13 protein-coding genes are annotated in these 12,956 nt (G+C 65.4%); 9 read left to right on the plus strand and 4 right to left on the minus strand.

Annotated elements, in window-relative coordinates; translation table 11 throughout:
• Positions 1–3: 3 nt before the first annotated feature.
• On the plus strand, positions 4–903 hold the full coding sequence (locus RS027_RS11045; RefSeq protein WP_311956847.1) for a PHP domain-containing protein: 900 nt from the start codon (positions 4–6) through the stop codon (positions 901–903).
• Positions 904–962: 59 nt separating this feature from the next.
• Positions 963–1,589 carry an L-threonylcarbamoyladenylate synthase gene (locus RS027_RS11050; RefSeq protein WP_311956850.1) on the plus strand — a complete coding sequence of 209 codons (627 nt, stop codon included), beginning with the start codon at positions 963–965 and terminating at the stop codon, positions 1,587–1,589.
• On the opposite strand, the gene RS027_RS11055 is transcribed toward RS027_RS11050, so the two are convergent.
• Both RS027_RS11055 and RS027_RS11060 read right to left on the minus strand, forming a co-directional pair.
• Positions 1,586–2,485, minus strand: coding sequence for an ion transporter (locus tag RS027_RS11055; RefSeq protein ID WP_311956852.1), 900 nt, complete (start codon positions 2,483–2,485; stop codon positions 1,586–1,588). The two genes, RS027_RS11050 and RS027_RS11055, sit on opposite strands and share 4 nt — an antisense overlap.
• 92 nt (positions 2,486–2,577) lie before the next feature.
• Positions 2,578–3,486 carry a CYTH domain-containing protein gene (locus RS027_RS11060; protein ID WP_311956855.1) on the minus strand — a complete coding sequence of 303 codons (909 nt, stop codon included), beginning with the start codon at positions 3,484–3,486 and terminating at the stop codon, positions 2,578–2,580.
• 170 nt (positions 3,487–3,656) lie between these two features.
• Here RS027_RS11060 and RS027_RS11065 point away from each other — a divergent pair, with 170 nt between their 5' ends.
• The 3 genes from RS027_RS11065 (at position 3,657) to argA (ending at position 7,079) form a co-directional block, all read left to right on the plus strand.
• Complete coding sequence (locus tag RS027_RS11065) at positions 3,657–4,337, plus strand: TIGR00153 family protein (protein WP_311956858.1); 681 nt, start codon at positions 3,657–3,659, stop codon at positions 4,335–4,337.
• A 13-nt stretch (positions 4,338–4,350) separates the two neighbouring features.
• Entirely contained in the window at positions 4,351–5,619 is a 1,269-nt protein-coding gene (locus RS027_RS11070; RefSeq protein ID WP_311956860.1) for an inorganic phosphate transporter, read from the plus strand.
• Positions 5,620–5,765: 146 nt separating this feature from the next.
• The gene (gene argA / locus RS027_RS11075) at positions 5,766–7,079 is read left to right on the plus strand and encodes an amino-acid N-acetyltransferase (RefSeq protein WP_311956863.1); all 1,314 of its coding nucleotides are present in this window, start codon (positions 5,766–5,768) and stop codon (positions 7,077–7,079) included.
• A 2-nt stretch (positions 7,080–7,081) separates the two neighbouring features.
• Here the strand turns inward: argA and xseA are convergent, their stop codons facing one another.
• Positions 7,082–8,425, minus strand: coding sequence for an exodeoxyribonuclease VII large subunit (gene xseA / locus RS027_RS11080; RefSeq protein ID WP_311956865.1), 1,344 nt, complete (start codon positions 8,423–8,425; stop codon positions 7,082–7,084).
• Between the two features lie 224 nt (positions 8,426–8,649).
• Here xseA and guaB point away from each other — a divergent pair, with 224 nt between their 5' ends.
• The 4 genes from guaB to RS027_RS11100 all read left to right on the plus strand — a co-directional run bounded on the left by guaB (position 8,650) and on the right by RS027_RS11100 (position 12,666).
• The gene (guaB, locus tag RS027_RS11085; RefSeq protein ID WP_311956868.1) at positions 8,650–10,119 is read left to right on the plus strand and encodes an IMP dehydrogenase; all 1,470 of its coding nucleotides are present in this window, start codon (positions 8,650–8,652) and stop codon (positions 10,117–10,119) included.
• A gap of 63 nt (positions 10,120–10,182) precedes the next feature.
• On the plus strand, positions 10,183–11,760 hold the full coding sequence (guaA, locus tag RS027_RS11090; protein WP_311956871.1) for a glutamine-hydrolyzing GMP synthase: 1,578 nt from the start codon (positions 10,183–10,185) through the stop codon (positions 11,758–11,760).
• A 16-nt stretch (positions 11,761–11,776) separates the two neighbouring features.
• Positions 11,777–12,514, plus strand: coding sequence for a zeta toxin family protein (locus RS027_RS11095; protein ID WP_311956872.1), 738 nt, complete (start codon positions 11,777–11,779; stop codon positions 12,512–12,514).
• A 2-nt stretch (positions 12,515–12,516) separates the two neighbouring features.
• Complete coding sequence (locus tag RS027_RS11100) at positions 12,517–12,666, plus strand: hypothetical protein (protein ID WP_311956874.1); 150 nt, start codon at positions 12,517–12,519, stop codon at positions 12,664–12,666.
• 91 nt (positions 12,667–12,757) lie between these two features.
• Here RS027_RS11100 and RS027_RS11105 read toward each other — a convergent pair.
• The coding region (locus RS027_RS11105) for a transposase (RefSeq protein WP_311947011.1) at positions 12,758–12,956 on the minus strand (199 nt) is incomplete at its 5' end.

The following is a 12,956-nucleotide window of genomic DNA, read 5'->3' on the forward strand; positions in this document are numbered from 1 at the left end:
CCCATGTCTTTATTACTGTCGCCTTTATCACTGCCCGCCACTCTGGACGCCGATCGCCGCTACCCGCTGGATTTCCACATGCACTCCACGGCGTCGGACGGGGCGCTGTCGCCCACCGAGCTGGTGGCGCTGTGCGCCGAGCGCGGCCTTGAGCAGATGGCGCTTACCGACCACGACACCATGGACGGCGTGGCCGAGGCGGCAGCGGCGGCGCGGGAGGCGGGCATCGGTTTTATGCCGGGAAGCGAGCTTTCTACCCGCTGGCAGGGCGTGGGCATTCACGTGGTGGCGTTAATGCCCGACGGCGCACTAAGCCCGCTGGCCGAGGGGCTCGAGCGCCAGCGCCTGGCGCGCATCGAGCGGGCCGGCGTCATCGCCGAGCGGCTGGAAAAGGCCGGCCTGACCGACGCCCTGGCCAAGGCGCGCGCCCAGGCGGGCAGCGATCGCCCGCTGGGCCGGCCGGACTTCGCCCGGGCGCTGGTGGCCGACGGCCTGGTGAAAGACTTTCCCGAGGCGTTCAAGCGCTATCTTGGCAGCGGCAAGAAGGGCGATGTAAAAGCCCAGTGGCCGGAAATCGGCGAGGCCGTGGGTTGGATTGTGGACGCCGGCGGCGTCGCCGCGCTGGCGCACCCGCTGCGCTACGGCCTGACCCGGCGCAAGCGCGGCCTGCTGATGGACAGCTTCGCTGATGCCGGCGGCCAGGCGGTGGAGCTGGTCAGCGGCCAGCAGAACCCGGACGCCACCCGGGACCTGGCGCGCCAGCTGGTGGAGCGCGACATGCACGCCTCCATCGGCAGCGACTTTCATTCCCCCGGCGGCCACGCCGCGCCGGGCAGCATGAGCGTGGTGCCGCGCACCGCGGCACCGCCGATATGGCAGCATCCGCGGCTGCGTCTGAGGTAAAAAGGCCTTTTAACAACACGCAGTTAATAACACGCTGTTGACAACAAGGAGAGGCGACAATGAGCCAGTTTTTTCAGATCCATCCGGAAAATCCGCAGAAGCGTCTGATCGACCAGGCGGTGGAGATTGTCCGCAAGGGCGGGGTGATCGCGTATCCCACCGACTCGGGCTATGCCCTGGGCTGCCACCTGGGCGAAAAGAAGGCCATCGAGAAGATCAAGTGGCTGCGCTCGCTTGACCAGAAGCATAACTTTACCCTGGTGTGCTCGGACCTTTCCGAGATCGGCACCTACGCCAAGCTGGACAACGCCGAGTTCCGCCTGCTCAAGGCGCATACCCCCGGGCCCTATACCTACATCCTCACGGCGACCAGCGAAGTGCCGCGCCTGCTGCTGCATCCCAAGCGCCGCTCCATCGGCGTGCGCGTTCCCGACCACCCGATCACCAACGCGCTCATCAGCGCCCTGGGTCAGCCGCTGATGAGCGTGACGCTGATCCCCGTGGACGACGACCTGCCGATGACCGATCCCGAGGATATCCGCGAGCGCTTCGGTGCGCATCTGGACCTGATCATCGACGGCGGCGCCTGCCACCTGGAGCCCACCAGCGTGATCGACCTGCGCGAGCTGCCGCCGGTGATCGTTCGCGAAGGGCGCGGGGACGTTACGCACTTTCGCGAGTACTAGGTGTCCGTGGCGGGCGGGGTGTCGTCGGTATCGGCGTCCTTGTCCTGGGCCAGGCGCGGGTCTTCGCTGTTTTCATCCAGCCAGGTGCCGCACAGCAGGCAGTAGTAGGCGCGCTTTTCGTGGTGGTCGTGGCCGCAGCCGGGGCAGGCTTCGTCGGAGTAGCGCTCGGCGCGGATGGAGCGGATCACCTGGGCGGAAAACACCCCGGTGGGCACGGCGATGATCGAATACCCCAGCAGCATCAGCAGCATGGTGATCGCCTGGCCCAGCGCGGTGACGGGCACGATGTCGCCGTAGCCCACCGTGGTCATGCTCACAATGGCCCAGTAGATCGACCGAGGGATGCTGGAAAAGCCCGCCGAGTCCGGCTCAATGGTGTACATCAGCGCGGCAAACAGCGTCACCACCATGAGAATGCTCAAAAAGAACAGCAGGATCTGGTGAGTGCTGCGCTTCACCGCGTCCAGCAGCAGCTGCGCCTCGCCGACGAACTCCATCAGCCGCAGGATGCGGAAAATCCGCAGCACCCGCAGCAGGCGGATGATCACCAGCCCCTGGGAGCCGGGGATGACCAGCACCAGCCAGGCGGGGAGGATCGCCAGTATATCGACGATGCCGTAAAAGCTCTTGAGGTACAGCGACGGCCGCTCCAGGCAGTAAATCCGCACCGCCAGCTCCAGAGTAAACAGCACCGTAAGCGTCCATTCCACATAGCTGAACAGCGTGCCGAAGCGATGGTGGTAGACGAGGACGCTGTCCAGCAGAATGGCCGCGGTGCCCAGTAGAATGGTGGCGATCAGGGCGATATCGAAGCCCTTGGCAGCGGGCGTGTCGGACTCGAAAATAATGTGGAAGAGGCGCGTGCGTAGCCCCTCCGCGCCGGGTGTCAGTTCCATGGAGCTTCCCTTCAGTATCATGCCCGCCTAGCGCCGGCGTCGGCCCGGCGAGCGGCGTCTGCCGGGGTCGTGGGTAAATCGCTCAGGCCAGCTTAGCGCAGCGGCGCGCTCCGGGCGAAATAGCGGGCAAGCGCGAGTGCGGCCTGGCCGAAGGCGACGGTGGGCTGGCCGTCCTCACCCAGCTCGCCGGATAGGCGCCGGGCCAGGGCCCGCTCCTCGCCGGCCAGCTGATGATGGCCGGCAAGCTCGGCCAGGGCGCGATGCGCCGCTTGAAAGAAATCCGCCCGGCCGCTGTCATGGCCGGCGTCCAGGGCGAGCAGGGCAAGGTGGAACCGGTCAGCGGCCGTTTGCGCGTCGGGCAGCGGCCAGTCGCCCTTGCCAAGCGCCTCGCCCCGGGCGGCCTTGCTGCTGTCCGAGGGGCGCAGCGCCGCGGTGCCGGCAAGCTCGTCGGCCATTTCCCATAGGGCATCCGGACTGCCGGCCTTGAGCTCAAGCTCCAGCTCGCGAATGGGCGCGCGGCCATCGCCGGCGATGATCTCGCCTTCGTCCAACGCCACTTCTACCACGCTGTGGCGATGGCGCACTTCATAGCGCCGGCGGCTGAAATCGGTGCGCAGCTGCGGGGCAAGCCGCGGCAGAACGTCGCCCTTGAGCGCCTTGATCGGGGCCAGCTCGGCAAGCCCGCCGAGGTCCAGCGCGTCGCCGGCCACTTCCCATTCCCATTCGTTTCTTGTGGACAGCCCGCCGCCGCCGTGGCCGGCGGTTTTCAGCGTTTGCAGGGTAATGCCGTTGACCCGGCGCAGCCGCAGCGCCATGCGGGCCGCGGCCAGGGTACCGGCGGGCGTATCGAAGTAGGTGTTGGCAAGCGCAGAGACGTCCGGGGCGCTGGCGGTTAGCAGCGGATGGCGAACAAGACGCTCGGAGGCGCCGGGGGCGAGCGCCAGCTTGAGTTCGATCTCCCGGGGGGCCGGCGCGTCCGTCTGGGGGGCTGAGTGGGGCATGGCGTGTCCTATCGCGTTAGGTGGCAGTCGGGTTCTATATGACAGCCGGGTGAAGTTTTTATGAACCGGCGAAGTTTTTGTGACGCTGGCAGGGCCAGTCTTTATACTGGCGCCTGCCGTTTTCGGGCTTTTCGACACTAGGTTTTTCCACAACAGGCTTAAAGGCTTTTATGGTTACCTCGAATCCTTTTTCCGCAATGTTTGGCCGCTCGCCATTCCAGCCGCTGCTGGCACACATCGTCAAGGCGAACGAATGTGCCGATCAGCTCCTGCCGTTTTTTGAAGCGACCCTCGCCAGTGACTGGGACAGCGCCGCCAAGCTGCGCGAAAGCGTCACCCGCCTGGAGCACGAGGCCGACGAGCTCAAGACCGAGCTGCGCCTGAACCTGCCCAACACCATGTTTCTGCCGGTGTCGCGCTCGGATCTGCTCGACCTGATCAGCGTACAGGACAAGATCGCCAACAAGGTGCGCGACATTACCGGCATCATGCTCGGGCGCAAGATGCGGGTGCCCGAGTCGCTGGCCGGCCCCATGCGCGACTACATCCGCACCAGCGTAAAGTGCGTAGCCCAGGCGCGCCAGGCGCTGGAGGAGCTTCAGGAGCTATTGGATTCGGCCTTCGGCCGCAACGTCGCCGACGTCATGCAGAACATGATCCGCGAGCTTCACGTGCTGGAGAATCAGACCGACGGCCAGCAGGTCGCCATTCGCCGTCAGCTGTTTGAGCTGGAAGACGAGCTGCCCCCAGTGGACGTGGTCTTTCTCTACAAGATCATCGACGGTATCGGCGAGCTTTCCGACCGCGCCGAGCGCGTGGGCAGTCGTCTGCAGATTCTCACCGCGCGCTAGCTAAGGGGGCAGCATGCAGGTTATCGCACAGCACGGCGAGGTTCTTATTCTCCTGGCCTGCGCGTTCGGTTTTTTCATGGCCTGGGGCGTGGGCGCCAACGACGTGGCCAACGCCATGGGCACCTCGGTGGGCTCTCGGGCCATCACCATCAAGCAGGCCATCGTCATTGCGGTGATCTTTGAGTTTCTCGGCGCCTGGCTTGCCGGCGGCGAGGTGACCAACACCATCCGCAAGGGCATTATTGACCCTGAGCTTCTGGAAAACGATCCGCACCTGCTGGTCTACGGCATGCTCGCCGCGCTGCTGGCGGCGGGCACCTGGCTTTTGATGGCCTCGCTCAAGGGCTGGCCGGTGTCGACCACGCACTCGATCGTGGGGGCCATCGTCGGCTTTGCCGTGGCGGGCCTTGGCGCCTCCACGGTTGACTGGGGCGCGGTGGCCACCATTGCCGCCAGCTGGGTGATCTCACCGATGCTTGCCGGCACCGTGGGCTTTGTGCTGTTCAAGTCGGTGCATATGCTGATTTTTGACGCCCGCGACCCGCTCGCGGCGGCCAGGCGCTACGTGCCGTTCTACATGTTTCTGGTCGGCTTCATCGTCGCCATGGTGACCATGACCAAGGGGCTCAAGCACGTCGGCCTGCACATCAGCTTTCTGCAAGGTCTGGGGTTCTCGGCCGTGGCGGGGCTGATCGTCACCGGTATCGGCATGCTGCTCGAGCGGCGGGTGAAGTATGTGCACACCTACGAAGACCAGTTCGGCTATGCCAACGTCGAAAAAGTGTTCGGCGTGCTGATGCTGTTTACCGCCTGCGCCATGGCCTTTGCCCACGGCTCCAACGACGTCGCCAACGCCGTGGGACCGCTGGCGGCGGTGATCAACGTGGTGCAAAGCGGCGGCGAGATCGGCGGGGCATCGATGGTGCCCTGGTGGGTGCTGGTACTCGGCGGCGGCGGTATCGTGGTGGGTTTGGTCACCTACGGCCACAAGGTGATCGCCACCGTGGGCACGCGCATCACCGAGCTAACGCCCAGCCGCGGCTTTGCCGCAACCCTGGCGGCGGCGGCGACGGTGGTGCTGGCCTCGGGCACCGGCCTGCCGATTTCCACCACCCATACCCTGGTCGGGGCGGTGCTCGGGGTGGGTCTTGCCCGGGGCATGACCGCGCTCAACCTGCGAGTGCTGGGGACCATCGCCATGTCCTGGCTGATTACCCTGCCCGCCGGTGCCGGCCTTGCGATCCTCTTCTTCTTCATGTTCAAGGGGATGTTCGGCGCCTGATCGAGCGCTGGGTGTCGGCCTGTCTTGCGGCGCCTGCGGGCGCCGCTGTTTTTTGTCGGTCGCGAAACCTTGTGTTGCCTGACCGCTCTGTTTTCTAATCCCGGCTGTCACCTTGACATGAACAGCCGCTGCCGGAGAGCCTGCCCGTGGACACTCGCTTCCCCTTTGTTGACTGGTTTCGTCACGCGTCGCCGTACATCAACGCGCACCGCGGGCGAACCTTTGTCATCCTGGTGGAGGGCGAGGCGCTGGGCTCCGAGCGCGGCGAGCAGCTGATCCAGGATCTGGCGCTGCTGCATACACTGGGCGTGCGCCTGACGCTGGTGTTCGGTATCCGCCCCCAGGTGCAGGCAGCGCTCGAGACTGACGGCATTGAGCCCCAGCGGAGCGGCGGCCGCTGGGTGGCCGATGCCGACGTCATGCGCCGGGTGGAGCAGGTCGCCGCCCGGCTGCGGCTGTGGCTCGAGGCGCGGCTGTCGCTGGGGCTGCCCAGCACGCCGCTGCACGGGGTAGAGCTGGGGGTGGTCTCGGGCAACCTGGTTACCGCCAAGCCGCTGGGCGTGCGCGAGGGCATCGACTTTGACCACAGCGGCGAGGTGCGCCGGGTGCGCGCCGGCGCGGTGGAAGGGCTGCTGGAGCAGGGCTCGCTGGTCCTGCTGCCGCCGCTGGGATTCTCCAGCACGGGCGAAGTGTTCGACCTCGACGCCGCCGAAGTGGCCCGCCACGCCGCCGTAGCGCTCGAGGCCGACAAGCTGATTTTGCTGGGTGATTCCGACGGGCTGCGCGATGCCCACGGCACGCTGCTGCGCCAGCTGTCGCCCGCCGAGGCTGCGCCGCTTCTCGAGCAGGCCGCCCCGGGCAGCGAGCTTGCCCGCCACCTTCAGGCCGCCTGCACGGCGGCTCGGGAAGGCGTGGCGCGCACGCACCTGTTGTCCTGGCGCAACCAGGAGGCGCTGCTGGGCGAGCTGTTTACCCGGGACGGCGTGGGCACCATGATCACCCGCCACCGCTACGAGCAGCTGCGCCCGGCGACGCTTGCCGACGTTGCCGGGCTTTTGGAGCTGCTCGAGCCGCTTGAGCAGCGCGGCATGCTGGTGGCCCGCTCCCGGGAGCGACTCGAGCACGAGATCGACGACTATCTGGTCATCGAGCGCGACGGCATGGTCATCGGCTGCGGGGCGCTGCAGCTATTTACCGGGGTGGACATAGCCGAAATCGCCTGCGTGGCGGTGCACCGCGACTACCGCGGCGGCGCCCGGGGCGAGCGGCTGGTCGAGGCGCTTGAGGAGCGCGCCGGCAAGCGCGGCATCGGCTCGCTTTTTGTGCTCACCACCCACAGCGTCCACTGGTTTGCCGAGCGCGGCTTTCGCCCGGCGAGCCTGGACGACCTGCCGCCGCTCAAGCGCGACGCCTATAATCACGCGCGCAAGTCCAAAGTGCTGGTCAAGACGCTGGGCTAACCTTATGTTTTGTATCGTCTCTTCACTTCCACGCTCAGCGAGCCTTCGCCCAGGCGCAGCTTAAGCCGCTGGCCGGGCTCGGTATCCGCCGCCCGGCGGACGATGCGCCCCTGGCTGTTCTGGGGAATGGCGTAGCCGCGGCTGAGTACCGCAAGCGGGCTCACCGCGTTGAGCGCGCGCAGGGTGCCGCCCAGGCGGGTTTGGCGCGCTTCCAGCTGCTGATGAATAGCGGCTTCCAGCCGGCCGGCAAGCCCGGCCAGGCGCTCGCTTTCCTGCCGGTGGCGGCGGTCGAGGCGATGATTTTTCAGGCGCTTTTCCAGCCCGGCCAGCGCGCTCTGGCGCTCGGCCAGGCTTTTGTGCGCGGCGCGCGCAAGCCGCAGACGCAGGGCGTTTAGCCGCTGGCGGTTGTGGTCAAGCACCTCGCCCGGGTGGCGCAGCCGGGCGCGCAGGGCGTCCAGGCGCTGGCTGTCGCGCTCCAGGCGTGCCTGAATGGCGCGGTCAAGGCGGCGGCGCTGGCCGGCGAGTTCGGCGACCAGGCTTTCGCGGTCGGGCACCAGCTGCTCGGCGGCGGCGGAGGGCGTGGGAGCGCGCCGGTCGGCGGCAAAGTCGGCAAGCGTGGTATCCACCTCGTGGCCCACCGCGGACATCACCGGCAGCCGCGAGTGCTGAATGGCCCGGGCCAGGTGTTCGCTGTTGAACGCCCAGAGATCTTCCAGGCTGCCGCCGCCCCGGGTAATCAGCACCGCGTCTTTCTCCGCATCCAGGCGCGGCTGGCGGTTCAGTAGCCCCAGCGCGGCGATCATCGCCGGCGCCGCCTGGTCGCCCTGTACCGGCACGGGAATCACCGTCACTTCCACTAGCGGCCAGCGCTTTTCCAGTACCGCCAGCACGTCGCGCACCGCCGCTCCGGTGGCTGAGGTCATCACCAGCAGCCGCCGGGGCGGGAAGGGCAGCGGCCTTTCGTTGGTGAATACGCCCTCGGCGTCGAGCGCTTTTTTCAGCCGCTCGAAGGTCGCCAGCAGCTCGCCGATGCCCGCCGCCTGTACCGCCTCCACGATCAGCTGGTAGTCGCCCCGGGGTTCGAACAGCGACACCCGGGCGCGCACCCTGACCTGATTGCCGTCGGCGAGCGTAGCCCCGACGAAGCGCGCTCGGGTACGAAACAGCGCGCAGCGCACCTGGGCGCCGTCATCCTTGAGGGTGAAATACACGTGCCCCGAGGCCGGGGTGGCGACGTTGGATAGCTCGCCCTCGACCCAGACCTCGCCCAGCCCGCGCTCCAGCGAGCGGCGCGCCTGCTGGTTCAGCTGGGTGACGGAAAGCGGTGACGCGGACTCGGCGGTCATGGCGGCTCGATAGTGGTGGTGAAAGTTGTAGTGAAAACTGTATAAGCGGTCAGGAAAAACGCCCTGAGACAAAGGTCGTAACGCCTTCCCCGACACCGCGGCCAAACGCAGTCGCAGCGCCGTCATCATGCGCTTTTGGATTGCCGAAAAGCCGGGCGGAACGCTACAATAAGCGATTATCCTTTCACGCCCCATCTTCCCACTTCAACCTGGGTGTTGCCGCTATGCTACGTATGGCCCAAGAAGCGCTGACGTTTGACGACGTTCTCCTCGTTCCCGGTTTTTCCGACGTATTGCCCAACGACGTCAACCTCAGAACCCGCCTGACCCGGGATCTCGCGCTCAATATCCCGCTGGTCTCGGCGGCGATGGATACCGTCACCGAAGGGCGGCTGGCGATCGCCATGGCCCAGGAAGGCGGCATCGGCATCATCCACAAGAACATGACCGTGGCCCAGCAGGCGCTGGAAGTGCGCAAGGTCAAAAAGCACGAAAGCGTGATCGTCAACGACCCGGTCACCGTGGGCCCCAAGGCCAAGCTCGCGGACCTTTTGACCCTGGCTCGGGAAAACGGCTTTTCCGGCTTCCCGGTCATTGAGGGCGAGACGCTGGTGGGGCTGGTCACCGAGCGCGACATGCGCTTTCAGCCCAACCACGGCGACAGCGTATCCGACATCATGACCCCGCGCGAGCGCCTGGTTACCGTGCCTGAAGGCACCAGCCTCGACGTCATCAAGGCGAAGATGCAGGAGCACCGGGTCGAGAAGATGCTGATGGTGGGCGACGACTTCCGCCTGCTCGGCCTGGTGACGTTCCAGGATATCGAAAAAGCCCGCACCTATCCCATGGCCGCCAAGGACAGCGACGGCCGCTTGCTGGTGGGAGCCGCCGTCGGCACCGGCGCGGAAACCCCGGACCGCATTGCCGCCCTGGCCGAAGCCGGCGTGGACGCGGTCATCGTGGATACCGCTCACGGCCACTCCCAGGGCGTGATCGAGCGGGTGCGCTGGGTCAAGCAGACTTTCCCGCAGATCCAGGTCATCGGCGGCAACATCGCCACCGCCGACGCGGCCAGGGCCCTGGCCGACGCCGGCGCCGACGGCGTCAAGGTAGGCATCGGCCCCGGTTCCATCTGCACCACTCGGGTGGTCGCCGGCGTGGGCGTGCCGCAGATTACCGCGGTCTCCAACGTTGCCGCGGCGCTTGAGCCCTACGATATTCCGCTGATCGCCGACGGCGGCGTGCGCTTTTCCGGGGATCTGGCCAAGGCCGTAGCCGCCGGCGCCAGCACGGTGATGGTCGGCGGGTTGCTCGCCGGCACCGAAGAGGCCCCGGGCGAGGTCGAGCTCTACCAGGGGCGGACCTACAAGGCCTACCGCGGCATGGGCTCCATGGGTGCGATGTCCCAGAGTCAGGGCAGCGCCGACCGCTACTTTCAGGACCCCGGCGCCAGCGCCGAAAAGCTCGTGCCCGAGGGCATCGAAGGCCGGGTGCCCTACAAAGGCATGATGGGCGCCATCGTCCACCAGATGATGGGCGGGCTGCGCGCCTCCATGGGCTATACTGGCTGCCGCGATATCCAGCAGATGCGCACCCTGCCCGAGTTCGTCAAGATCACCGGCGCCGGCTTCAACGAGTCCCACGTTCACGACGTGCAGATTACCAAGGAAGCCCCCAACTACCGCGCCGGCTAGTACGGCACGCTCGCCATACGGCGGCGGGGCGAGCCTGCCGCCCGCTTTTCAAGAGACTCCGCGATGACTGATATCCACGCCCACAAGATCCTGATTCTTGATTTTGGCTCCCAGTATACCCAGCTGATCGCCCGCCGCGTGCGCGAGCTCGGGGTGTATTCCGAGGTGCGCGCCTTCGATATGACCGAGGCCGAAATCCGCGAGTACAGCCCCAACGGCATCATCCTCGCCGGCGGGCCGGAGTCGGTGGCGGAGCTTGATTCTCCCCGGGCGCCGGACTGCGTGTTTTCCCTGGGCCTTCCGGTATTCGGCATCTGCTACGGCATGCAGACCATGGCCGAGCAGCTGGGCGGCCGGGTGGAAGGCTCCAACAAGCGCGAGTTCGGCTTCGCCGAGGTGGGCATCGACGCCGAGACGGCGCTGTTCGAGGACATCGCCGACCGTATGGATACCGACTCCGGCAAGCGCACCCTGGAAGTGTGGATGAGCCACGGCGACAAGGTGGCCGAGGTGCCGGCGGAATTCACCGTCACCGCCTCCACGCCGAGCTGCCCGATCGCCGCCATGAGCTGGGAAGAAAAGCGCTTTTACGGCGTGCAGTTCCACCCCGAGGTCACGCACACCCTTCAGGGCCAGCGCATTCTCGAGCAGTTTGTCGTGGGCATTTGCGGCGCGGAAACGAACTGGACGCCGGCCCAGATCATCGAAGACCAGGTCAGTCGGGTGCGCGACCAGGTAGGCAACCGCCACGTGCTGCTGGGGCTTTCCGGTGGGGTAGATTCCTCCGTGGTCGCGGCCCTTCTGCACCGCGCCATCGGCGACCAGCTCACCTGCGTATTCGTCGACAACGGCCTTTTGCGCAAGGACGAAGGCGAGCAGGTGATGGAAACCTTCGCCAGCCACATGGGCGTGAAGGTCATCCGCGTGGATGCGGAAAAGCGCTTTCTCGACAAGCTCGCCGGCGAGCCCGACCCCGAGGCTAAGCGCAAGATCATCGGCAACACCTTTATCGAAGTGTTCGACGAAGAGGCCGCCAAGATCGACGATGTGGACTTCCTCGCTCAGGGTACTATCTACCCCGACGTGATCGAGTCCGCCGCTTCCAAGACCGGCAAGGCTCACGTGATCAAGTCCCACCACAACGTCGGCGGGCTGCCCGAGACCATGAAGCTCAAGCTGGTCGAGCCCCTGCGCGAGCTGTTCAAGGATGAAGTGCGCCGGCTCGGCGTCGAGCTCGGCCTGCCGGCGGACATGGTCTACCGCCATCCCTTCCCCGGGCCGGGCCTGGGCGTGCGCATCCTCGGCGAGGTAAGAAAGGAATACGCCGACATCCTCCGCGAAGCCGACGCCATCTTCATCGAAGAGCTGCGCAACGCCGGCTGGTACGACAAGACCAGCCAGGCCTTTGCCGTCTTCCTCCCGGTCAAGTCCGTCGGCGTGGTCGGCGACGGCCGCCGCTACGAATGGGTCATCGCCCTGCGCGCGGTGGAAACCGTCGACTTCATGACCGCCCGCTGGGCCCACCTGCCGTACGAGCTTTTGGAAACCGTCTCCAACCGCATTATCAACGAGATGGAAGGCGTCTCTCGTGTCACCTACGACGTCTCTTCCAAGCCCCCCGCGACCATCGAGTGGGAGTGAGGAGACGCTTTAGGCCATGAGCTGCGACGGTGATATTCAGGCTGAAGCGCTGGTCTTTGCCAGGCGGAACAAGCAGCAAATCGCTCGCAAGTGGACAGACAAGGTGCGATACGCCCCTGAAGAACAGCCCGTCTCGATTTTCATGGCGGGCTCCCCTGGGGCGGGAAAGACGGAAGTTTCAAAGGAATATGTGGCCGCCATCGACGAGCTCAAGGCAGAAGGATTTGCTGGTCTGGGTAGCATCCTGCGCATCGACCCTGATGACTTACGGGAAGAGCTTCCAGGTTACACAGGCAGTAACTCTTGGCTGTTCCAAGGGGCCGTGTCGATCCTGGTAGAGAAAATCCACGACCTGATGCTGAAGCAGCGTCAGTCGTTCATTCTGGATGGGACACTTGCCAGCCTCGAGGTGGCACAAAAGAACATCGAGCGCTCGTTACGGAAAGGCAGGGATGTACAGATATTCTTTGTATATCAGCACCCTGGCCTTGCATGGCAGTTCGTGTGCAGTCGTGAGCAAGTCGAAGGGAGAAATATTCCGCTGGGTGGGTTTGTCCGGCAATTCCTAGGCGTCCAGGACGCTCTGCGGCGTATCAAGCAGGAATACGGTGCCCAAGTGATGCTGGACATGATCATCAAGAACAACGATGGTACGAATCAGCACTGGGAGACGGATATCGACTCGGTTGATGACTATTTGCCCGAGCACTACACTCATGAACGGCTGAAAAGTCTGCTCGTAGGTGAGGATTGATAATGAAGCATCATGTCGCGAAATCGACCCCTCTGACCCATTTTGCGCGAAACGCGACGGCGGAGCAGAAGCAAGCGTTGCGCAACAAGGTGATCAACAACGCCATTGCTCGCCAGAAACGCGTGCTTGAACAGGCCAGTGAGCAACACTGACGGGCGACCATAGCGTGCAACTGTTGGGTTGCTATCGGTGTTGCCCAACGAGAACCCGCCAAACGGCGGGTTTTTTGGGTTCTTCGTCGTTTCATGTGGATTTGGCCTGATCGAACAGGCGCCCCACCGGGCTGCCAATCAGGTAGATCATGGCGATGAAGTTGGCTTCGTTCCGGTAACCCCGTGCGCGTGACCGAGCCGCCTGAAACAGACCGTTCATGCCTTCCAGTCGTGCGTTCGTCAGTCCCGAAATCCAACGCCTGACCACCGCATCGGCGTGGCGCTCCAAC

Origin of the sequence: Halomonas garicola, from assembly GCF_031935715.1 — a bacterium.
Lineage (GTDB): Bacteria > Pseudomonadota > Gammaproteobacteria > Pseudomonadales > Halomonadaceae > Vreelandella > Vreelandella garicola.